Below are 19,239 nucleotides of genomic sequence, written 5' to 3' on the forward strand. Positions count from 1 at the left end.
CAACCGGGCGTTTTTTATTGCGCCTTGTTCCTCGCAGCAGTCTTGCCGCCCACCGGTGAAGGATCGAGCGCGCCATGGAGGGCCCGCGGTCGCGCATCATCGCTGGATGCGAAGCCTAAGCTGCGAGCCTTCCCCGGTGGGCGACAAGACTGCCAGACTCATCAAGCTGCCATCGGAATCCGCAAATACTGCGCCAGTACCGAAGGCGCTGCATTCGGCGCATACGGCAACACGCCCCAACACGGCGCTGGCAACCGCGCGCGCAGCATCGTGATGTTGTCATCCACGCGCTCCATCGCCGGATCCACTTGCGAGCCAATCCAGCCGGCCAGATGCACGCCATCCTCCACAATCGCACGCGCACTCAGCAGCGCATGATTGAGGCAGCCCAAGCGCAAGCCCACCACCAACACCACCGGCAGGCGCAGCATGCGCACCACATCGACCTGCATCAAGCCTGCCGATAACGGCGCAGCCCAACCACCCACCCCTTCCACCACCAAGGCCTCCACTTGCGAGGCCAATCGTGCATGTGCCGCCAGGATCGGCAGCAGCTCGATGGCCACGCCCGCATCCCGCGCCGCCAGCTCTGGCGCCAAGGGGTGTTCCAGCGCAAACGGATTGATGTCGGCATAGGCCAATCCCGGCATGCCTGCCGCTTGTAGCGCAAGCGCATCTTCGTTCTTCCATGCACCGTCAATCGCACTGCAACCACTGGCCACCGGCTTCATCCCTGCCACGCGCAAGCCATGTCCGCGCAAGGCGTGCAGCAGGGTGCAACTGGTCAGTGTTTTGCCGATGCCGGTATCGGTACCCGTCACATAAATTGAGAACATTGTGCTTTCGTAGTTGCCGATGAAGGCTGCATGGTAGCCCTGACGCGTACGGTTGCTACACTTGGCAGATGACCTTTACCGCCGCCTCCCTTACCGGCAGCAAGCCGACGCAATACACGCAGCTGTTGGCACAGGCGCAAGCCCTGCTGCATGGCGAGCGCGACCGCATTGCCAATGCCGCCAATCTGTCGGCGCTGGTCTATCACGCACTGCCTGGCCTGAATTGGGTGGGGTTTTATTTTTTCGATGGCGATGAATTGGTGGTGGGTCCGTTTCAAGGGCTGCCGGCCTGCGTGCGCATCCCGCTTGCAAAAGGTGTGTGCGGGGCGGCGGCGCGCTTGCGGCAAACCCAGCGCGTTGAAGACGTCAATGCATTCCCCGGACATATCGCCTGCGACTCCGCATCGCGCTCGGAGCTGGTGGTGCCGCTGTATCAGGGCGATACCTTGCTGGGGGTGTTTGACCTCGATAGTCCTCTGCCAGCGCGCTTCGATGCAGACGATCAAGCCGGGCTGGAAGCCATCGCGCAAGCGTATCTGGATGCCCTGCAATGAGCGCCGCCAAGATGCGCAATATCGGCCCGAAGTCTGCTGCATGGCTGCGGCAAGTGGGCTTGCGCTCGCTGGAAGACATCGCTGCCATCGGCACCGTGGATGCCTTCATGAAGGTGCGCCGGGCCGGCTTCAAGCCCAGCCTCAATTTGCTGTATGCACTGGAAGGCGCATTGCAGAATTGCCACTGGCAGGAGGTGCCGGACGCGCGCCGCACGGAACTGGTCAGCGCCGCCGAAGCCGCCATCGCCTTGCTGCCGCCGCCGCGTGGGCGTCCCGCCGCAGCGCCGGTGACCACCACCCATCACGAACAGGCGCCGGTACTGGCATTCAACCTGTTCGATGACGAGCACGGCAGCGACACGACGACCGACTGAACCGCTTGCGCTACAATGCCTGCGCTTCAAGGTGATTGGCGGGCCCTGTCCGCTGATTGAAACGGGAAGCCGGTGACACTGCACGCAGGTGCAACCAGTCCGGCGCTGCCCCCGCAACGGTAAGCAAGAGAAGTTCGGCAACAACCACTGTGCGCACATCGGTTTGATGTTGGCATGGGAAGGTGCCGCGCGGGCCCATCACAGGATGCGCCGCTTGCAAGCCCGGAGACCGGCCTTGAAGTGTGTTGGTTGCGATGCGGCGGGCATTGCGCGACGTCGCGCCTGCTGCTTGCTGCATCGCCCGTCTACGTGTTCCGCCCGTATTGCAACCGTCCCCTTCGCCATGGCGTGCGGATTGGCACGCCGGAGAGACTCACATGCAATCGCGCAACACCCTGCTTCGCTTGTCCCCCTTGAGCTGCACCCTGGCACTGGCCTTGTCCTTGCCCGGCATCGCGTTTGCGGCAGATGCCGCCAAAGACCTCGACAAAGTGATTGTCACCGCCACGCGCACGCCTGCCACCGTCGATGCCGCGCTGGCCGCTGTGGAAGTGATCGACCGCGCACAAATCGACGCCAGCAGCGCGCGCTCACTGCCCGAATTGCTGCGCGGTCGCGCCGGCATCACCCTCATCAACCAAGGTGGGCTGGGCAAGCTGTCGACGTTGTTCATGCGTGGCACTGAATCAGACCACACCTTGTTTTTGATCGACGGCGTGCGCGTGGGTTCGACCACCTCGGGCCTGACCTCGCTACAGGATATTCCGCTGGCGCAGATCGACCATATCGAAATCGTGCGCGGGCCGCGCTCATCGTTGTATGGGGCCGATGCCATCGGCGGCGTGATCCAGATTTTCACCCGCCGTGACAGCCGTGCAGGCACGCATGGCCATGCGCGGATTGCAATCGGCAGCAACCACTTGCGCGAGACCTCTGCCGGTGTGGAACTGCGCGGTGCACGCGGTGGTGTAGGTGTGGCTGTGGCGCACCAATCCACCGCTGGCATCAATGCCTGCCTGGGGGATTACAACCCTGCCACGTGGGCGGGCGCCGGCTGCTTTATCGTGCCGGGCACGCATCTGGATCGCGATGGTTATCGCAACAACAGTGCGGGCGTGCACGCCGATTTCTCGCCCAGCACCGCATGGCAGCTGGATGCACGCGCCACCCGCGCCATCGGCCATAACGATTACGACGGCAACTACGTGGACAACTCCGACATCGTGCAGCAGACCGTGGGCGGCAGTGCGCGCTGGACGCCCTCGCAAAGGGTGCAATTGAAGTTGACGCTGGGCCGCAACACCGATGATTCGGTCAACTATCTGGGTACAGTGTTCAGCAACCGCTTCGTCACCACGCGTGATACCGGCAACCTGCAAGCCGACTTCACACTGGCGCAGGCACAGGTACTCACCACCGGGTTTGATTGGCTGCGCGATGCCGCCGCCACCCAGGATCCGTGGTCACCGTTCACCGCAAGGCGTGGCAACCGTGCCGGTTTTGCGCAATACCAAGGCACGTTCGGCAAGCAGGACCTGCAACTGTCGCTGCGCCACGATGACAACGATCAATTCGGTGGCCACACCACCGGCGGGATGGCCTGGGGCATGAACCTTGCCGCAGGCTGGCGGGTGACGGCCAGCCATGCCACCGCGTTCAAGGCGCCCACCTTCAACGAGCTGTACTACCCCGGCGCCAGCAATCCGTTGCTGCGCCCCGAAGACGCCCGCAGCAGCGAACTGTCGCTGACGCGCAGCGGTGACGGCTGGCAGCTGCAGGCCAATGCGTATCAGACCCGGGTCAGCGATCTGATCGCTTGGGATTCCTCGCAGTTCAAGCCGGTCAATGTGGACTCGGCGCGCATTCGTGGGGTTGAGTTGACCGGCGTTCTGGCGCTGGGTGACTGGTCGCTGCGTGGCCAACTCAGCTGGCTGGATGCACGCAACCAAAGCGCGGGGACAAACCACGGCAAGCAACTGGCCCGTCGCCCCACCCGCAGCGCGCGGCTGGACTTGGATCGCGATATTGGCGACTGGGGCTTTGGCATCAGCGGCATTGCCGAAGCGTCGCGCTGGGATGATGTGGCCAACAGCCTGCGCGTGGGTGGCTACGGCACGCTGGACGCCCGCGCGTCATGGCGTTTGGCAAAGGGCTGGACACTGCAAGCCAACGTGGTCAATGCCTTCGACAAGCGCTATCAGACCAGCGCCTGGTATGCCCAGCCCGGCCGCGAGTACACCCTCAGCTTGCGCTGGCAGCCGGACCAGTAACGCCTCGTTTCGGAGCTAGCCCGCACGGAAGCGAAAACCCGGCGCCGATGCCGGGTTTTTGTTTGTGACAGGCAAGCACCCGTGCCACCATGCAATGCTTCCCGCTGACACATCCACAGTGATGCCCGACTTCACGTCACTACGCACATTGGCCGAACAGACCGCGCAACATGCCTATGCCCCGTACTCGAAACTGCGGGTAGGAGCCGCGTTACGCGCCACCAGTGGCGCGGTGTACGCCGGTTGCAATGTTGAAAACGCTTCGTATTCCATCGGTGGCTGCGCCGAACGCGCAGCGATTGCCGCAGCAGTACAAGCGGAAGGTGCAGCTTTTCGCTTGGCTGCAATTGCAGTCGCGGCATTCAGCGATACCGGCACACCGCTACCCGTGTCTCCCTGTGGTGCCTGCCGACAAGCATTGATTGAATTCGGCATCGAGGCTGGCGTGAGTTTTCGGCAGCCCGATGGCAGTTGGGTTGAAGTGGATGTCGATGCCCTGCTGCCATATCGCTTTATTTTGCCGGCGCAGTAGCATCCAACCAGCGCCACGCTGCAACTTCGCCAGGGGCGGCTTCGCCCAAGCAAAACGCCGCACGCACACTGTCTGCGGCACGTTCGGCATCGGCTTGATTACGCGCATGCACCACAGCGAGTGGTGCGCCATGCGCAACGTACTGGCCACGCCCGCACACCTGACTCAAGCCCACGGCCGGATCAATGCGGGCACCGGCCACGCGCCGTCCGCCGCCCAGATCCACCACGCATTCGCCCACACTGCGCACATCGATGGTCTGCACAAAGCCGGCACGGTCTGCGGTTACCGCGTAATGCACGGGCGCAGTGGGCAAATAATGCGCCGGCCGTTGCAACACATCATGCGGCGCACCCAGCGCTGCCAACATGCGCGCCAAGCGCTCGGCGGCCGCGCCACTGTGCAAGGCATGCTGCAACTGTGCCTCTGCATCCGCATCAGTCGCAGCCAACCCACCCAGCAGCAACAGCCGTGCCGACAATGCCAGCACCAATGCACGCAAGCGTGGGCAAGCCGGACCACCGGTTAGCAAGTCGATGATGGCGCGCAGCTCCAATGCGTTGCCGGCATCGCGCCCCAACACCTGACCCATGTCGGTCAGTGCGGTCGCCAGCTGCAAGCCGCTCCCGGCGGCGACCGCCTGCATCCGTGCCGCCAAGGCTTCGGCCATTGCCACATCGGGCGTTTGCGCGCCACTGCCCGTCTTGATATCCAACACCAAGGCTTGCGCACCACCGGCAAGTTTTTTCGACAGGATTGAGGCCACGATCAAGTCCGGCACATCGACCGTGGCCGTCACATCGCGCACCGCGTACAAGCGCCGATCAGCGGGCACCAGGTCCGCTGTTTGACCAACAATGGCACAACCCACCTCGCGCACCAGTCGCTGCAAACGTGCCGGATCTAGCTGGACATCCACGCCGGGCACGCTTTCCAACTTGTCCAAGGTGCCGCCGGTGTGCCCCAAGCCGCGCCCCGAAATCATCGGCACATACCCACCACATGCGGCCACCAACGGGGCCAGCGCAAGGCTGACGCAATCGCCCACGCCGCCGGTGGAGTGCTTATCCAGCACCGGTCCGGGCAAGTCACGCCAATCCAGACAACGCCCGGAATCACGCAGGGCATAAGTGAAGTCGCGGCATTCTTGCGTGCCCAAGCCGCGCCACGCAATCGCCATCGCCATTGCGCCCACTTGGCCCTCACTCCAGCCGTTGCTGGCGATACCATCGGCCAACGCCTTCCACTGCGGGGCATCCAGACTTCGCCCTTCCCGCTTGGCGCGAATCAATAGCGCTGCAGGCCAGTCACTCATGCACAACCTGCGCGGCAACGACCGCTGGCAATAGGCGAAAACAAAGGCATCCACATAGCAAGGCTGCAGCCGCCGACCGGCCGCACCAGACTAGGCAAGCCGGTGTGCCCGCTCCTTGATCTGGGACAACTGGCGGCTGCTTATTCCACCGTCACCGATTTGGCCAGATTGCGGGGCTTGTCCACATCGGTGCCGCGTGCCAATGCGGTGTGATAGGCCAGTAGTTGCACCGGGATGGCGTGCACGATCGGCGACAAAATGCCCACATGGCGCGGCGTGCGAATCACATGCACGCCCTCGGATGCACTGAAGCTGCTGTCGGCATCGGTGAACACGAACATTTCGCCACCCCGTGCGCGCACCTCCTGGATATTGGATTTGACCTTCTCCAGCAGTGCATCGTTGGGAGCAATCACCACCACCGGCATTTGCGTGTCCACCAGTGCCAGCGGGCCATGCTTCAGTTCGCCCGCCGGGTAGCCTTCGGCATGAATGTAGGAGATTTCCTTGAGCTTGAGCGCGCCCTCCAGCGCGATCGGGTAGTGGGTACCACGCCCCAGAAACAGCGCATGCTGCCGTGGTGCGAATTTCTCTGCCCATAAGGCCACCTGCGGCTCCAAATTGAGTGCGTGCTGCACACTGCCTGGCAAGTGACGCAACGCATTCAAGAAGTCGGCCTGCTGCACGGCATCGACGCGGCCGCGCAGCTTGCCCAAGGTGGCGGCCAGCGCGAACAGTGCAACCAACTGGGTGGTGAATGCCTTGGTGGAAGCGACCCCGATTTCCGCACCGGCACGGGTATGCAATACCAACTTGCTGGCCCGCGGTAGCGCGCTTTCCGGTACATTGCAAATCGACAGGGTTTTATCCTGTCCTTGGGCCTTGGCGTATTTCAACGCCTCCATCGTGTCCAGCGTTTCGCCAGATTGCGAAATGGTGACCACCAGCTGCTTCGGGTTGCCGACCACGCTGCGATAGCGGTACTCGCTGGCGATATCCACCGCACATGGCAACCCGGCGATGGCTTCGATCCAATAGCGTGCGGTCAAACCGGCGTAATAACTGGTCCCGCAGGCGAGAATCTGGACCGACGCCACATCCGCCAGCACGGCGTCCGCGTCTTTGCCAAACAGTGCGGCATCAAAGCCACCGGCATCCAAGATGCCCTCTACTGTATCGGCAATGGCGCGTGGCTGCTCGTGAATTTCTTTCTGCATGAAATGCCGATACGGCCCGAGTTCCAGCGATGCCAGTGACACTTCCGACACGTGCACTTCACGCATCACCTGCGCATCGCTGGCGTCAAACACGCGCACGCCATCACAGGTCAGCTCGGCGGTATCGCCTTCTTCCAGAAAGATCACCCGCCGCGTGGCCGACACAATCGCGGACACATCCGAAGCAACGAAATTTTCGCCCTCGCCCAACCCGATCAATAACGGGCAGCCCATACGTGCGGTCACCAGCGTCGCCGGGTCGCGCTTGTCGATCACCGCCAATGCATAGGCACCGTGCAACTCCTTCACCGTCGCCTGCAGTGCTGCAAGCAAACTCACCCCTTGCTTGCGGTGGTGATGAATCAAATGGGCTACCACTTCGGTGTCGGTCTGCGATTCAAACGCATAGCCCAAAGCGCGCAGACGTTCGCGCTGCGCTTCGTGGTTTTCGATGATGCCGTTGTGCACTAAGGCCAATTCGCCATCGCTGATATGTGGATGCGCGTTGGATTCGGTCACGCCACCATGCGTGGCCCAGCGGGTGTGCCCGATGCCAAGATTGGCTCCCAGCCCCTCGGCCAGCGCCGCCGCTTCCATCTCGGCCACTCGCCCAGTGCGCCGCACGCGGCGCACGCTATCGGCCACCACCACCGCAATTCCGGCCGAATCATAGCCGCGATATTCCAGCCGCTTCAGGCCATCCACCAGCAAGGGAACCACATCACGTTGCGCGATGGCACCAACGATTCCACACATGCAGCATTACTCCAAAGTCCAAGCCGGCAGTGTAACGGTGCCAGCGGTCGACTGTGTCCGCACGGACGCATCCGCTTGTCCAACGGACGCAGCACAAGAATTATTTCCCATATTTTTCAATAACTTGTAGTTGGCACGGTAGTTGCTTCATAGCGGGTATGGATAAGCAATCAACCTCGCCCGCGCACCCGGCCACCGCCCCCCGTGGCCGCATCCGCGATACCGCCGGCCAAGATCAGCGCATGGCACACGCCGCGCCCAGTCGCCGCAAATGGATCGTGCCTGTCATCGCGGGCACAGGCGTGCTGCTGCTGACCACATGGGTGGCGTCCCGTTGGATGGGTGGCGCGCAATCGTTCGATGCTTCGCGGATCCGCATCGCGCAAGTGACCCGTGGTGACTTGGTGCGCGACCTCAGTGCCGAAGGCAAAGTGATCGCCTCCAACAGCCCCACGCTGTATGCCATCGCTGCCGGCACCGTGCACCTGTCCATCGTTGCCGGTGACAAGGTGACCCGTGGCCAAGCGCTGGCCACGATTGACAGCCCCGAGCTGCGCAGCAAGCTGGTGCAAGAAGAATCCACGTTGGCAAGCTTTGAAGCCGCCGCCAGCCGCGCGCAGCTGGACGCGCAAATCGCACGCGCCAACGCGCAGCGTGCACTTGACCAGGCCAGCGTCGATCGCACTGCGGCACAACGCGATCTGGAGCGCTACCAGCGTGCATTCGATGGCGGCGCGGTGCCCAAGAATGATTTGAATCGCGCCCAGGACATGATGAAGAAGGCCGATATCGGCCTTGCCGCCGCACAGCGCGATTTTTCCTTGCAAAGCGCCGGTGCAAGCCTGGATGCGCGCAACAAGCAACTCCAAGCGCAGCGCCAACAAGCCGTGGTGGCCGAAGCGCGCCGCCAAGTGGAACTGTTGACCCTGCGCGCACCGTTCGACGGCCAAGTGGGGCAAGTGCAAGTACCACAGGGTACGCAAGTGATTGCCAATGGTCCGGTGTTGAGTGTGGTGGATCTGTCCAAGTTCGAAGTGGAAATGAAAGTGCCGGAAAGCTTCGCACGCGATCTTGGCATCGGCATGCCGGCACAGATCAGTGCCAACAACGCTACCTTCCCCGCTGAAATTGCGGCGGTGTCGCCCGAGGTTGTCAACGGTGAAGTGACCGCGCGCGTGCGCTTTGCCAATGGTAAGCAGCCACCGGGATTGCGCCAGAACCAACGCTTGTCGGTTCGCATCGTGATGGACACGCGCAAGCACGTGCTGATGGTCGAGCGCGGCCCCTTCCTTGAACAAGACGGTGGCAACGTGGCCTACGTGGTGGATGGCAGCAGCGCCGTGCGCCGCCCCATTCGCACCGGCGCTGCATCTCTCTCCAGTGTCGAAATCACCTCGGGCCTGAACGTCGGTGACCGCATCGTGGTCTCGGGCACCGACCAATTCAACAACGCGGACCGCGTCCGTATTTCCGGAAACTAACAGGACTCCTCACCATGCTGAACATGCATCAGGTCACCAAGGTCTATCGCACAGAATTGGTGGAAACCCACGCACTACGCTCGCTCGACCTGCATGTCGCCGATGGCGAATTCGTCGCAGTGACCGGGCCATCGGGTTCGGGCAAGACCACCTTCCTCAATATCGCAGGCTTGCTGGAAGAATTTACCGGCGGCGACTACATGCTCGATGGCATCAACGTCAAAGGCTTGAACGACAACGCCCGCAGCAAACTGCGCAATGAAAAGATCGGCTTCATTTTCCAGGGTTTCAACCTGATCCCCGATTTGAACCTGTTCGACAACTGCGACGTACCGCTGCGCTATCGCGGCATGCCCGCGGCCGAACGCAAGCTGCGCATTGAAGATGCACTGGGCATGGTGGGCCTTGGTTCGCGCATGAAGCACTATCCGGCGGAACTCTCCGGCGGGCAGCAGCAACGCGCCGCGATTGCACGCGCACTGGCAGGTAGCCCCAAGCTATTGCTGGCCGACGAACCCACCGGCAACCTGGATTCGCAGATGGCGCGCAGCGTGATGGAGCTGCTGGAAGATATCAACGAGCAAGGCACCACCATTGTAATGGTGACCCACGACCCGGAACTGGCCGCGCGCGCGCAACGCAATGTGCACATCGTCGATGGCATGGCGACCGACTTGTCCGTCACCTCCGCCCTGCAACGCTCGCTGCATTCCAACAGCGCCAGCACCACGACTGCCTGAGGACACCGCCATGCTCGGCTATTACCTCAACCTCGCCCTGCGCAGCTTCAAGCGCAACAAGGCACTGACCGCGCTGATGGTGCTGGCCATTGCACTTGGCATCGGCGCCTGCATGACCACGCTGACCGTATTCCATGTGCTGTCCGGGGATCCCATCCCGCAAAAAAGCAGCCAGTTGTTCTACGTGCAGATGGACCCTGAAAGCAAACTGGGTTATCGGCCAGGTGGCGACCCGCAAGACCAGATGACCCGCTTTGATTCCGAAACCCTGCTGAAGGAAAAGCGTGCGGATCGGCAAGCAATGATGACCGGCGGCAACGTGGCGGTGATCCCGGGACAATCCGGGCTGATCCCGTTCCGCTCGGATGCGCGCTATACCAGCGCGGATTTTTTCCCGATGTTCGATGTGCCATTTCTGCATGGCAATGGCTGGGCCGCCAAGGACGATGCGGCGCATGCGCGGGTTGCGGTCATCACGCGTTCGCTCAACCAACGTCTGTTTGCCGGTGGCAACAGCGTGGGCAAGACATTGCGCCTGGATCAAAGCGATTTCACCATTGTCGGGGTGATGGCGGAGTGGAAGCCGACACCCGCGTTTTATGACATGAACCGCGACACCTATGGCGGCAACGAGGATATTTTCCTGCCGTTTTCGACCTCGCGTGATTTGCAGATGGGCCGCAATGGCAGCATGAACTGCTGGGCTGATAGCCGTGGTGACAACACCGCCGAAAACGCGCCCTGTGCGTGGATCCAGTATTGGGTAGAACTCGATAGTGCCGACAAAGTCAGCGCCTATCGCAACTACCTGAGCAATTATTCCGACTTGCAACGCAAGGCCGGGCGCTTCGAGCGGCCGACCAATGTGCGCCTGAGCAATGTCATGCAATGGCTGACCTACAACAAAGTGGTGCCCTCCGATGTGGTGCTGCAGTTGTGGTTGGGTTTTGGCTTTCTGCTGGTGTGCATGGTCAACACGGTGGGGCTGCTGCTAGCCAAGTTCCTGCGTCGCAGTGGCGAAATCGGCGTGCGACGGGCGCTGGGCGCATCGCGGCGGGAGATTTTCAAGCAATGCCTGGTGGAAGCCGGAATGATTGGACTGGCCGGTGGTGTGGTTGGCTTGGGGCTGTCCTTGCTGGGCTTGTGGGCAGTGCGCATGCAGCCTGCCAGCTACGCCAAGCTGGCCCATCTTGACCTTGGCATGCTGCTGGTCACCTTTGTGCTGGCCATTGTGGCCAGCCTGCTGGCAGGCCTGCTGCCGGCATGGCGGGCGATGCAGGTGACGCCAGCCATCCAGCTCAAGTCGCAATGACCTTATCCCCAGCATTCCCGCGTACGCGGGAATGACAAGCAAAAACGGAGCACCCCATGGAAATTCGCCCCATCCTGTCCACGCTGGCGCGCCACAAGACCGCAGCCGCCTTGATCGTGCTCGAAATTGCGCTGACCTGCGCCATCATCTGCAATGCACTGTTCATGATTGGTGACCGTGTCAGTCAGGTCAATGAACCCAGTGGCATTGCCGAACGTGAACTGCTGCGCATCCAATTGACGAGCAGCGGCAGCGATGACAATGCCACCGCCCGCACCCGCACCGATTTGGCCGCGCTGCGTGCAATACCCGGGGTCAAGGATGCCACCGTGGTCAATCAGGTGCCGTTCGTGAATTCCTCCTGGAACAGCGGTGTCCGCCTGACGCCAGAGCAACAACAAACCACCCTCGTTGCCACCAGCTATATGGCGGATGAACATTTTCTGAGTACATTCGGCAGCCGCCTGATTGCCGGGCGTGGCTTCAGGCCGGATGAATATCTGGATTTTGAAGCCGTCAACAGCAGCAAGGAGCCGATCGGCATCCCTGCTGCCATCGTGACCCGCAAGATGGCAGAAAAACTCTATCCCGGCATCCCGATGGCACAAGTCATTGGCAAGGTGTTTTACAGCTGGGGTGACAGCCCCACCCGTGTCATCGGCGTGTTAGACCATCTTGTGCGTCCCAGCCTGCAAGGCGGCCCCAGCGCCCGCGAATACACGATGGTCTTCCCGCTGCGCGCGCACTACAACGTGGGTGGGAATTACGTGGTTCGCACCACCCCGGAGCGTCGCGCCGAAGTCCTCAAGGCCGCCGTCAAACTGCTGCGCAGCCGTGGCAATGACCGCATCATCCTCGATGAAAACACCAAGCCATTCTCCGACTTGCGCAACGAGTTCTATCAAGCACCGCGTGCGATGGCATGGTTGTTGGGTGCGGTGTGCATGGGCCTGCTCTTGATTACCGCGCTGGGCATCGTGGGTCTGGCCAGCTTCTGGGTGCAACAACGCACCAAGCAGATCGGGATTCGCCGCGCACTGGGGGCCACCCGTGGCCAGATCCTGCGCTATTTCCAAATCGAAAATTTCCTGATTGCCGGCATCGGTATCGCACTGGGCATGCTGCTCGCCTTTGGCCTGAATCAGTTGTTGATGAGCAAATACGAACTGCCGCGCCTGCCATTGCTGTACTTGCCTGCCGGTGCATTGATCCTGTGGGTACTGGGCCAGCTTGCGGTGCTGGGGCCGGCACGGCGTGCTGCCATGGTGCCGCCGGCGATCGCCACCCGCTCGGCCTGAGCACCCACATTACAATCGCCGCATGCCCACCATCCTGATCATCGACGACAACGCTGCCGTAGCCACTGCGCTGGAAGTACTGCTGTCACTGCACGACATTCGCAGCGTGCATGCAGACTCGCCGCAGGCGGGTCTTGCGGTACTGGCGCAGACACCGATTGATCTGGTGATCCAGGACATGAACTTCCACGCCGACACCACCTCGGGTGAAGAAGGCGTGGCACTGTTCCAGCAAATTCGCGCAGCGCATCCGGATTTGCCGGTGATTTTGTTGACCGCATGGACGCATCTGGAAGCTGCCGTGGAGTTGATCAAGGCCGGCGCCGCCGACTATCTGGCCAAGCCGTGGGATGACCGCAAACTCATCACCACGCTCAACAACCTGCTGGAGCTGGGCGAAAGCAGGCGGCAGCTGGCACAGAACAATCGCAGCGAACGCCAGCGCCGCAGCGCACTCGAACGCGATTTCGATTTGCGTGGCACCGTGTATGCAGACCCTGCCAGCGAAGCCGTACTCGCACTTGCCTGTCAGGTGGCACGCGCCGACATCCCCGTGCTGATCACCGGCCCCAACGGGGCAGGCAAGGAACGCTATGCCGAAATCCTGCACTTCAACAGCGCAGTGAAGTCCGGGCCATTCGTGGCCCTCAATTGCGGGGCATTGCCGAGTGAATTGATCGAAGCTGAATTGTTTGGCGCCGATGCCGGCGCCTACACCGGTGCCAGCAAATCACGCGAGGGCAAGTTCGAAGCGGCCGATGGCGGTACGTTGTTCCTGGATGAAATCGGCACCTTGCCGCTGGCCGGGCAAGTGAAGTTGCTGCGGGTGCTGGAAACCGGCCGCTTCGAACGACTGGGCAGCAACCGCGAGCGCAGCGTGAAGGTACGCATCGTCAGTGCCACCAATGCCGATCTGGCCGCGCTGATTGCCGAAGGAAAATTTCGCGAAGACTTGTTCTATCGCCTCAACGGTATTGAACTGCGCATCCCCCCATTGGCGCAGCGCCCACGCGATATTCTGCCTTTGGCCCATCACTTTTTGCCTGCCGGCAAGCGTTTGAGTGAAGACGCCGAACGCACGCTGCAACGCCACGCTTGGCCGGGCAATGTGCGCGAGCTGCGCAATGTGATGCAACGCGCCGCATTGCTGGCCCGTGGTGAGCGCATCGAAACCCCTGATCTTGCGCTGCCCACTGCCACCACGCCGCTGCCTGCCAACAGTGGCGATGAGCCAGACCGCGCCAGCATCGAAGCCGCCTTGTCGCGCTGTGGTGGTGTGTTGGCGCAGGCCGCAGCGGAACTGGGCATGTCGCGCCAAGCCTTGTATCGCAGACTCGACCGCCTTGGCATTGCGCGTAGCTGACATGCGCGCCTTACGCAGGCTCACCATCGCCAGCAAGTTCAGTGCACTGCTGTGCGTGGCCGTGATCGCGGTTGCCATCAGCAGTGTGCAGCTGTCGACATGGTGGCAACCCTGGGCCGCCATTGGCCTGCCTTGCGTGTTGGTCGGTGCCGCTTGCCTATGGATCGTCCAGCGGATCCTGGCTCCTAATCGTGCGCTGTTTCGCGCCTTGGCCGGCACCGTGGCCAGTTATCGCGATGGCGATTTCAGCTTTGGCGTGCGCTGGGATGGCGGCGGCGACCTTGGCGAACTGGTGAACGCGCACAACGCATTAGGCGATGCGTTGCGCGAGCAACGGCTGGCCCTGGTACAACGCGAATTGCTGCTCGACACCATGGTGCAAAACACACCGGTGGCGATGATTCTGGTCGACCCGGCGCAACGCATCGTGCTGGGCAATCTTGCCGCACGCAAACTGCTGGGGGATGGCAAACGACTGGAGGGTCATCATTTCGATGACATCCTGGGCCACGCCGACCCTGCCGTGCAGGACGCCTTTGCACGTGGCGGCGATGGCATGTTCAGCGTGGGCAGTGAGGACGACGAAGACATTTATCATTTGTCGCGGCGCAACTTCCGCCTCAATGGCCGTGTGCATGCGTTGATTTTGCTACGTCAGCTCACCGCCGAGTTGCGCAGGCAGGAAGTGCAAACCTGGAAGAAAGTCATTCGCGTAATCAGTCACGAGCTCAACAACTCGCTGGCACCGATCGCCTCGCTGGCACACTCCGGCGCCGAGCTGCTGCGCCGCGAGCAATATGAGCGCCTGCCCTCGGCACTTGCCACGATTGAAGAGCGCGCCCGCCATCTGGAAGGCTTCATTCGCGACTACGCCCGCTTTGCCAAATTGCCAGCGCCACGTCTTGCCCCGGTGGAGTGGTCGCGCTTCATCGAGCAATTGCGCTCGCAAGTTGCGTTCAGCGCCGACCTGCAGCCCGCCGACGGCATTGCCCGCATCGATGCCGCCCAACTGGAACAAACCCTGATCAATCTGCTCAAGAACGCGCATGAATCAGGGTCTTCGCCTGGGGAAGTGCGGCTCACTGTGCGCAAATTGCCGGAGAGTTGGCGCATCGAAGTGTTGGATCGCGGCAGCGGGATGAATGCCGCCGTCTTGGCCAATGCGCTGCTGCCGTTTTATTCCACCAAGCGCCATGGCACCGGACTGGGGCTGGCCCTCGCACGCGAGATTGCCGAGGCCCACGGCGGCCGCATCGCCTTGCTCAACCGTGAAGGCGGCGGGCTGTGTGTATCGATGGTGTTGCCTGACCGATGATTCCGCTTTCACTGCCCTTACCGGAATACCGCCGATGAACACGCGTCTTGTCATTGGATTCCTGTTGCTGCTCGTCGTGTATCAGACGTCGGAAGGACTCCAGACCGTCTTTGCACCCACAAGCCCCTTGGGGCCTGCGCTGATGGTGTTGACGTTGGTGCTTGCCTGGCCAGTCGGCCGCTGGATCGATGGTGGCGGGTTTCGCACGTATGGGCTGGTCGCCACACGTTGGCTGCCGCTGCTGGTCAGTACCCTGCTGCTCGCCAGCATCGCCAAGCTGGCAGCCGAAGCCATTGCGCTCGGTCTTGGCGTCGAACAATTCGTCCCGGCGGCTCCCCTTTCACTCACCGTCATCGGCATCGGTCTGGTCACCACGTTCATTCCATCCATCGCCGAGGACATCCTCACCCGCGGCTTTTTGCTGCGGTTCACGTCACGACCACTGGGATTTGGATCTTATGTCATCGCCTCCGCAGCGCTGTATACGGCGAACCATATCTGGCGACTCGACTGGGGAGTCAGCGAGCAAATCCGGCTGTTCTGCTTGGGGCTGGCCTACGCCGCCGCTGCCTGGCGCATGCAATCGCTGTGGGCTGCGGTCGGGCTGCACTGGGGCTGGAACCTCAGTAATTCGCTGCTGTCACAGGCCTGGCAGACGACCATGGCAGATCCCGTCGAGGGCCGCTGGATCTCAGCCGCCGTGCACCTCATCCTGTTCGCCTTCATTGCCCTTTACCCCGCAGCCTCCGGAGAAAAGCCGAACACCGATCAGGATTTTTCCTCGGACGCACCCAGCAATCGACGTTCCTGATCGGCCCACGCCAGCAGGTATGGCTGCATTTCCTGACCGGAATGACCCGCCACCACGCCAACGCCGGAATGCACCAGACGCACGCCGATGATCATCTTCACAAAATCGTCCTGCACGCGCAGTTGCGCCAGTTGATCCAGACGCCCCTTGATGAGGACGAACCCATCCAGATCGCCGCCATGCGGCTCCAGAAGCACCACCTCGATCCCGTCAATCACGCCTTCGGATTCGAGCTTGTGCAAAAAAACCATGGCGTCCTGAAGCACGTTCGACGCCATCGTTTCCCGACCGGGAATGATGGCTCCCCACCCGATGAACAACGTTCCTCGACGCATGCGCTCCACCCATTAAAACAACATCATTGCACATGAAACCGACCATCAAGATCATCAAGGCAATTTCTGCAGCGGCGCTGCTTGCTCTGGCTGTCGGCAACGCCAGCGCGGATACCGTCACCCGAGTGAATCCGGAAGATCTGCACATCTCCAGCCTGCGGCCAACGACATCGACTTATCTGGTCTATTTCCACGGCGTCGCCGACACCGGAATCAAGCGCGCAATGCTTGCTACCAGCCGGGTCAGCCACGACGACTCGGGCGGGCAGGACAACTGGGTCATCGACCAGCACTGGGAAAGCGAAGGCGGCGTTGTCCATACCGCCCACACCGTCCATTCGGGCCAGGACATTGCCACGCTGACGCAAACCAGCGCATGGCTGACGCCAGACCGAAACATCACGACCTACATCGAGCCAGGCAAGGCGACGGGACACGTGCAAGGCGAACTGCCCGAAGCCTCCCTGGCCACCATGCGCGCCGGGTTCGCGTCGATGAATCAAGGCTGGTGGATGAACTGGCATTCCGATCTGACCCTGCTGCCCCTGCTGCCGTTCGAGAAAGGCGGAACCCTGCGCATCCGCATGTTCGATGTCGGCATGGCCGCACCCATCGACGTGGATTACACGGTGCTGGGCGACCGCAACCTGACCGGTGCAGATGGCCTGAGCCACGCCTGCTGGCTGGTCGAGACCGAGAGCGGAAAGCCAGGGAGCAACAGCTTTCAGCGATTCTGGATCGAAAAAACGACCCGCGTCATCCTCAAGGAAGAAGACGCTTCTGCCCGGGGCTACCGGACCAAGCTGCTGCTCGCGGCACCGACGGCGATCGAATTCCCGCTGCCTCCGCCTGCTGGCACGTGAACCGGGCAATCACTGCTGTCGTCTACGGCGCGGGAAGGCGCCCATTCCACCCACGCGCCCCGCGATTTGCCCAACGGCCTAAATTCATGCGCCTGCAATCGGGGCGCCGCCCCGGTTCTTCGCTGAGCGCAGCTGCGCCTTGCGCTGCGCGGTGTAATACCACCACGGCTGCGGCTGCCCCCCTTGAATAAAGTCAGTGAGGGACAAGAACACGTCGATCACGCAAGGGTCATGCTGCTGCCGCGTCAGCACACATAACTGCGCGTACATATCCCACGCATCACGCCCCACCAGCTGTTGCGGCTGCTCAATGCCCAGCATGCGCAGATCACCGGCCACCGCCGGCCCGACATTGGGCAAGTCGGTCAGCATACGCACCGCTTCGCGCCTGACCCGGGCCGGATTCATGTGGTCTTCTTGACCGGCCGATGCCAGCCATCCAGTGTGATTTGGCGTTCGCGCGCCACTGTCAGCTTGTTGGCAGGCGCATCCTTGCTGATGGTGGAGCCGGCACCAATCGTCGCCCCGTCACCAATCTTCACAGGTGCCACCAACGCACTGTTGGAACCCACGAACACCCCGTCACCAATCGTGGTGGTGAACTTGTTCACGCCGTCGTAATTGCAGGTAATCGTGCCGGCCCCAATATTGACCTTGCTGCCGATCACCGCGTCACCCAGATAACTCAGATGATTGGCTTTGCTACCCCGGCCCAACGTCGCTTTCTTGGTTTCCACGAAGTTGCCAACATGCACATCCTCGGCCAGCACCGTGCCCGGGCGTAGCCGTGCATATGGCCCAATCTGCGCGCCCGTTCCAATCTGCGCACCTTCAATATCGCAATGCGCACGCACCACCGTACCCGCTGCAATGTCTGCATCCTTGATCCGGCAAAACGGCCCGATGCGAACGCCATCCCCCAAGCGCACCGTGCCTTCAAAAATCACATCCGCATCAATCTCGACATCCCGTCCCACAGTCACCACACCACGGATATCCACCCGCGCAAAATCCGCTACCCGCGCTCCATCCATGCACAAGTTGCGTACCTGCCGCAGCTGAAAAGCACGCTCCAGCTGCGCCAACTGCCAAGGGTCATTCGCCCCTTCGGTTTCCAATGGGTCGTTAACCACCACGACTTCAGCAGCTGCAAATTCATGCGCTGCACTGGCAAACACGTCGGTCAGGTAGTACTCGCCTTGTGCATTGCAATTCGACAATCCCGCTAACCAGCGCTTGAGCGAGGCAGCTTCCGCTGCGATCACACCAGTATTGACCATGCGGATACGAAGATGGTCTTCGCTGGCATCCTTTTGCTCAACAATCGCAGCCACATGCCCTTCACTATCGCGCAAAATCCGGCCATACCCCGTTGGGTTTGCCAATTCCGCCGCGAGTACCGCCAGCTTCGCGGGTGCAGCAAGTAGCCGCTGCAAGGAGTCAGCCGTAATCAACGGCACATCGCCATACAGCACCAGGACTTTTGCAGCGTCAGGTATCTGCACCATCGCCTGCTGCACCGCATGCCCGGTGCCCAACTGGTGCGCTTGCTCGGCCCACAGCAAATCCGATTGCGCAGCAAACGCTGACCGCACCTGATCGCCGCCGTGACCAAACACGACATGAATACCTGCGGGTTTCAATTTACGCGCCGCCGCGATGACATGCGCGAGCATGGGCTGCCCGGCAACTGTTTGCAGGACTTTGGGCAGCACAGACTTCATCCGCTTGCCTTCGCCAGCGGCAAGAATCACGACATGAAGTGCTGCACTCATTTTCGACTCCCGGAAATTTGATTGGATGTTACCGCGCAATCCCAAGCCCCGCCAAAGAAAAACCCCGCAGAGGATATCTGCGGGGTTTGGGA

At 61.6% G+C, this 19,239-nt stretch carries 18 protein-coding genes and 1 riboswitch; of the genes, 12 read left to right on the forward strand and 6 right to left on the reverse strand.

Features of this window, described 5'->3' with window-relative positions; all coding sequences use genetic code 11:
* Positions 1-161: 161 nt before the first annotated feature.
* Entirely contained in the window at positions 162-836 is a 675-nt protein-coding gene (gene bioD / locus QWB57_RS04725) for a dethiobiotin synthase (protein WP_223625362.1), read from the reverse strand.
* Between the two features lie 68 nt (positions 837-904).
* Here bioD and QWB57_RS04730 point away from each other — a divergent pair, with 68 nt between their 5' ends.
* From QWB57_RS04730 to QWB57_RS04745, 4 genes are all read left to right on the forward strand, one after another.
* Entirely contained in the window at positions 905-1,390 is a 486-nt protein-coding gene (locus QWB57_RS04730; RefSeq protein WP_223625357.1) for a GAF domain-containing protein, read from the forward strand.
* Entirely contained in the window at positions 1,387-1,764 is a 378-nt protein-coding gene (locus QWB57_RS04735; protein WP_288968548.1) for a TfoX/Sxy family protein, read from the forward strand. The genes QWB57_RS04730 and QWB57_RS04735 overlap by 4 nt, the downstream gene beginning before the upstream one ends.
* Positions 1,765-1,776: 12 nt before the next feature.
* Positions 1,777-2,017: riboswitch (cobalamin riboswitch) on the forward strand.
* Positions 2,018-2,141: 124 nt separating this feature from the next.
* Complete coding sequence (locus QWB57_RS04740) at positions 2,142-4,034, forward strand: TonB-dependent receptor (protein ID WP_288968549.1); 1,893 nt, start codon at positions 2,142-2,144, stop codon at positions 4,032-4,034.
* A gap of 94 nt (positions 4,035-4,128) precedes the next feature.
* Positions 4,129-4,566 carry a cytidine deaminase gene (locus QWB57_RS04745; RefSeq protein WP_324296206.1) on the forward strand — a complete coding sequence of 146 codons (438 nt, stop codon included), beginning with the start codon at positions 4,129-4,131 and terminating at the stop codon, positions 4,564-4,566.
* Here QWB57_RS04745 and QWB57_RS04750 read toward each other — a convergent pair.
* Positions 4,547-5,881, reverse strand: coding sequence for a thymidine phosphorylase (locus tag QWB57_RS04750; protein ID WP_223625344.1), 1,335 nt, complete (start codon positions 5,879-5,881; stop codon positions 4,547-4,549). The genes QWB57_RS04745 and QWB57_RS04750 overlap by 20 nt on opposite strands.
* A 140-nt stretch (positions 5,882-6,021) precedes the next feature.
* Positions 6,022-7,854 (reverse strand): glutamine--fructose-6-phosphate transaminase (isomerizing), encoded by a 1,833-nt coding sequence (gene glmS, locus QWB57_RS04755; RefSeq protein WP_288968553.1) that lies wholly within the window; start codon positions 7,852-7,854, stop codon positions 6,022-6,024.
* A gap of 158 nt (positions 7,855-8,012) precedes the next feature.
* On the opposite strand from glmS, the gene QWB57_RS04760 reads away from it, so the two are divergent.
* From QWB57_RS04760 to QWB57_RS04790, 7 genes are read left to right on the forward strand one after another with little or no spacing between them, the layout of a single operon-like run.
* The gene (locus QWB57_RS04760; RefSeq protein ID WP_288968555.1) at positions 8,013-9,335 is read left to right on the forward strand and encodes an efflux RND transporter periplasmic adaptor subunit; all 1,323 of its coding nucleotides are present in this window, start codon (positions 8,013-8,015) and stop codon (positions 9,333-9,335) included.
* 14 nt (positions 9,336-9,349) lie between these two features.
* Positions 9,350-10,075, forward strand: coding sequence for an ABC transporter ATP-binding protein (locus QWB57_RS04765; RefSeq protein ID WP_223625335.1), 726 nt, complete (start codon positions 9,350-9,352; stop codon positions 10,073-10,075).
* A 10-nt stretch (positions 10,076-10,085) separates the two neighbouring features.
* Positions 10,086-11,387, forward strand: a complete 1,302-nt coding sequence (locus QWB57_RS04770) for an ABC transporter permease (protein ID WP_223625332.1) — start codon at positions 10,086-10,088, stop codon at positions 11,385-11,387.
* A gap of 56 nt (positions 11,388-11,443) precedes the next feature.
* A complete protein-coding gene (locus QWB57_RS04775; RefSeq protein WP_288968558.1) occupies positions 11,444-12,685 on the forward strand; it encodes an FtsX-like permease family protein in 1,242 nt (413 codons plus the stop codon).
* 22 nt (positions 12,686-12,707) lie between these two features.
* Positions 12,708-14,048, forward strand: a complete 1,341-nt coding sequence (locus QWB57_RS04780) for a sigma-54 dependent transcriptional regulator (RefSeq protein WP_288968560.1) — start codon at positions 12,708-12,710, stop codon at positions 14,046-14,048.
* A gap of 1 nt (position 14,049) precedes the next feature.
* The gene (locus QWB57_RS04785; protein ID WP_288968561.1) at positions 14,050-15,363 is read left to right on the forward strand and encodes an ATP-binding protein; all 1,314 of its coding nucleotides are present in this window, start codon (positions 14,050-14,052) and stop codon (positions 15,361-15,363) included.
* A gap of 34 nt (positions 15,364-15,397) precedes the next feature.
* Positions 15,398-16,174 carry a type II CAAX endopeptidase family protein gene (locus QWB57_RS04790; protein WP_288968562.1) on the forward strand — a complete coding sequence of 259 codons (777 nt, stop codon included), beginning with the start codon at positions 15,398-15,400 and terminating at the stop codon, positions 16,172-16,174.
* On the opposite strand, the gene QWB57_RS04795 is transcribed toward QWB57_RS04790, so the two are convergent.
* Entirely contained in the window at positions 16,132-16,518 is a 387-nt protein-coding gene (locus QWB57_RS04795; RefSeq protein WP_223625318.1) for a hypothetical protein, read from the reverse strand. The genes QWB57_RS04790 and QWB57_RS04795 overlap by 43 nt on opposite strands.
* Positions 16,519-16,541: 23 nt before the next feature.
* Here QWB57_RS04795 and QWB57_RS04800 point away from each other — a divergent pair, with 23 nt between their 5' ends.
* Complete coding sequence (locus QWB57_RS04800; protein WP_288968564.1) at positions 16,542-17,372, forward strand: hypothetical protein; 831 nt, start codon at positions 16,542-16,544, stop codon at positions 17,370-17,372.
* An 84-nt stretch (positions 17,373-17,456) separates the two neighbouring features.
* Here the strand turns inward: QWB57_RS04800 and QWB57_RS04805 are convergent, their stop codons facing one another.
* Both QWB57_RS04805 and glmU read right to left on the reverse strand, forming a co-directional pair.
* Positions 17,457-17,780: a helix-hairpin-helix domain-containing protein gene (locus tag QWB57_RS04805; protein ID WP_288968566.1), complete on the reverse strand. Its 324-nt coding sequence runs from the start codon at positions 17,778-17,780 to the stop codon at positions 17,457-17,459.
* Positions 17,777-19,147, reverse strand: coding sequence for a bifunctional UDP-N-acetylglucosamine diphosphorylase/glucosamine-1-phosphate N-acetyltransferase GlmU (gene glmU / locus QWB57_RS04810; protein WP_288968567.1), 1,371 nt, complete (start codon positions 19,145-19,147; stop codon positions 17,777-17,779). Before glmU ends, QWB57_RS04805 begins: the two co-directional genes overlap by 4 nt.
* Between the last annotated feature and the right edge of the window lie 92 nt (positions 19,148-19,239).

It is taken from the genome of uncultured Thermomonas sp. (assembly GCF_937872235.1).
In the GTDB taxonomy this organism is placed as follows: Bacteria; Pseudomonadota; Gammaproteobacteria; order Xanthomonadales; family Xanthomonadaceae; genus Thermomonas; species Thermomonas beijingensis.

What these genes read in the sequence shown, in the direction of transcription:
- bioD (WP_223625362.1), bottom strand. Translation starts at nt 836, where the DNA reads ATGTTCTCAATTTATGTGACGGGTACCGATACCGGCATCGGCAAAACA.
- QWB57_RS04730 (WP_223625357.1), top strand. Translation starts at nt 905, where the DNA reads ATGACCTTTACCGCCGCCTCCCTTACCGGCAGCAAGCCGACGCAATAC.
- QWB57_RS04735 (WP_288968548.1), top strand. Translation starts at nt 1,387, where the DNA reads ATGAGCGCCGCCAAGATGCGCAATATCGGCCCGAAGTCTGCTGCATGG.
- QWB57_RS04740 (WP_288968549.1), top strand. Translation starts at nt 2,142, where the DNA reads ATGCAATCGCGCAACACCCTGCTTCGCTTGTCCCCCTTGAGCTGCACC.
- QWB57_RS04745 (WP_324296206.1), top strand. Translation starts at nt 4,129, where the DNA reads ATGCTTCCCGCTGACACATCCACAGTGATGCCCGACTTCACGTCACTA.
- QWB57_RS04750 (WP_223625344.1), bottom strand. Translation starts at nt 5,881, where the DNA reads ATGAGTGACTGGCCTGCAGCGCTATTGATTCGCGCCAAGCGGGAAGGG.
- glmS (WP_288968553.1), bottom strand. Translation starts at nt 7,854, where the DNA reads ATGTGTGGAATCGTTGGTGCCATCGCGCAACGTGATGTGGTTCCCTTG.
- QWB57_RS04760 (WP_288968555.1), top strand. Translation starts at nt 8,013, where the DNA reads ATGGATAAGCAATCAACCTCGCCCGCGCACCCGGCCACCGCCCCCCGT.
- QWB57_RS04765 (WP_223625335.1), top strand. Translation starts at nt 9,350, where the DNA reads ATGCTGAACATGCATCAGGTCACCAAGGTCTATCGCACAGAATTGGTG.
- QWB57_RS04770 (WP_223625332.1), top strand. Translation starts at nt 10,086, where the DNA reads ATGCTCGGCTATTACCTCAACCTCGCCCTGCGCAGCTTCAAGCGCAAC.
- QWB57_RS04775 (WP_288968558.1), top strand. Translation starts at nt 11,444, where the DNA reads ATGGAAATTCGCCCCATCCTGTCCACGCTGGCGCGCCACAAGACCGCA.
- QWB57_RS04780 (WP_288968560.1), top strand. Translation starts at nt 12,708, where the DNA reads ATGCCCACCATCCTGATCATCGACGACAACGCTGCCGTAGCCACTGCG.
- QWB57_RS04785 (WP_288968561.1), top strand. Translation starts at nt 14,050, where the DNA reads ATGCGCGCCTTACGCAGGCTCACCATCGCCAGCAAGTTCAGTGCACTG.
- QWB57_RS04790 (WP_288968562.1), top strand. Translation starts at nt 15,398, where the DNA reads ATGAACACGCGTCTTGTCATTGGATTCCTGTTGCTGCTCGTCGTGTAT.
- QWB57_RS04800 (WP_288968564.1), top strand. Translation starts at nt 16,542, where the DNA reads ATGAAACCGACCATCAAGATCATCAAGGCAATTTCTGCAGCGGCGCTG.
- QWB57_RS04805 (WP_288968566.1), bottom strand. Translation starts at nt 17,780, where the DNA reads ATGAATCCGGCCCGGGTCAGGCGCGAAGCGGTGCGTATGCTGACCGAC.
- glmU (WP_288968567.1), bottom strand. Translation starts at nt 19,147, where the DNA reads ATGAGTGCAGCACTTCATGTCGTGATTCTTGCCGCTGGCGAAGGCAAG.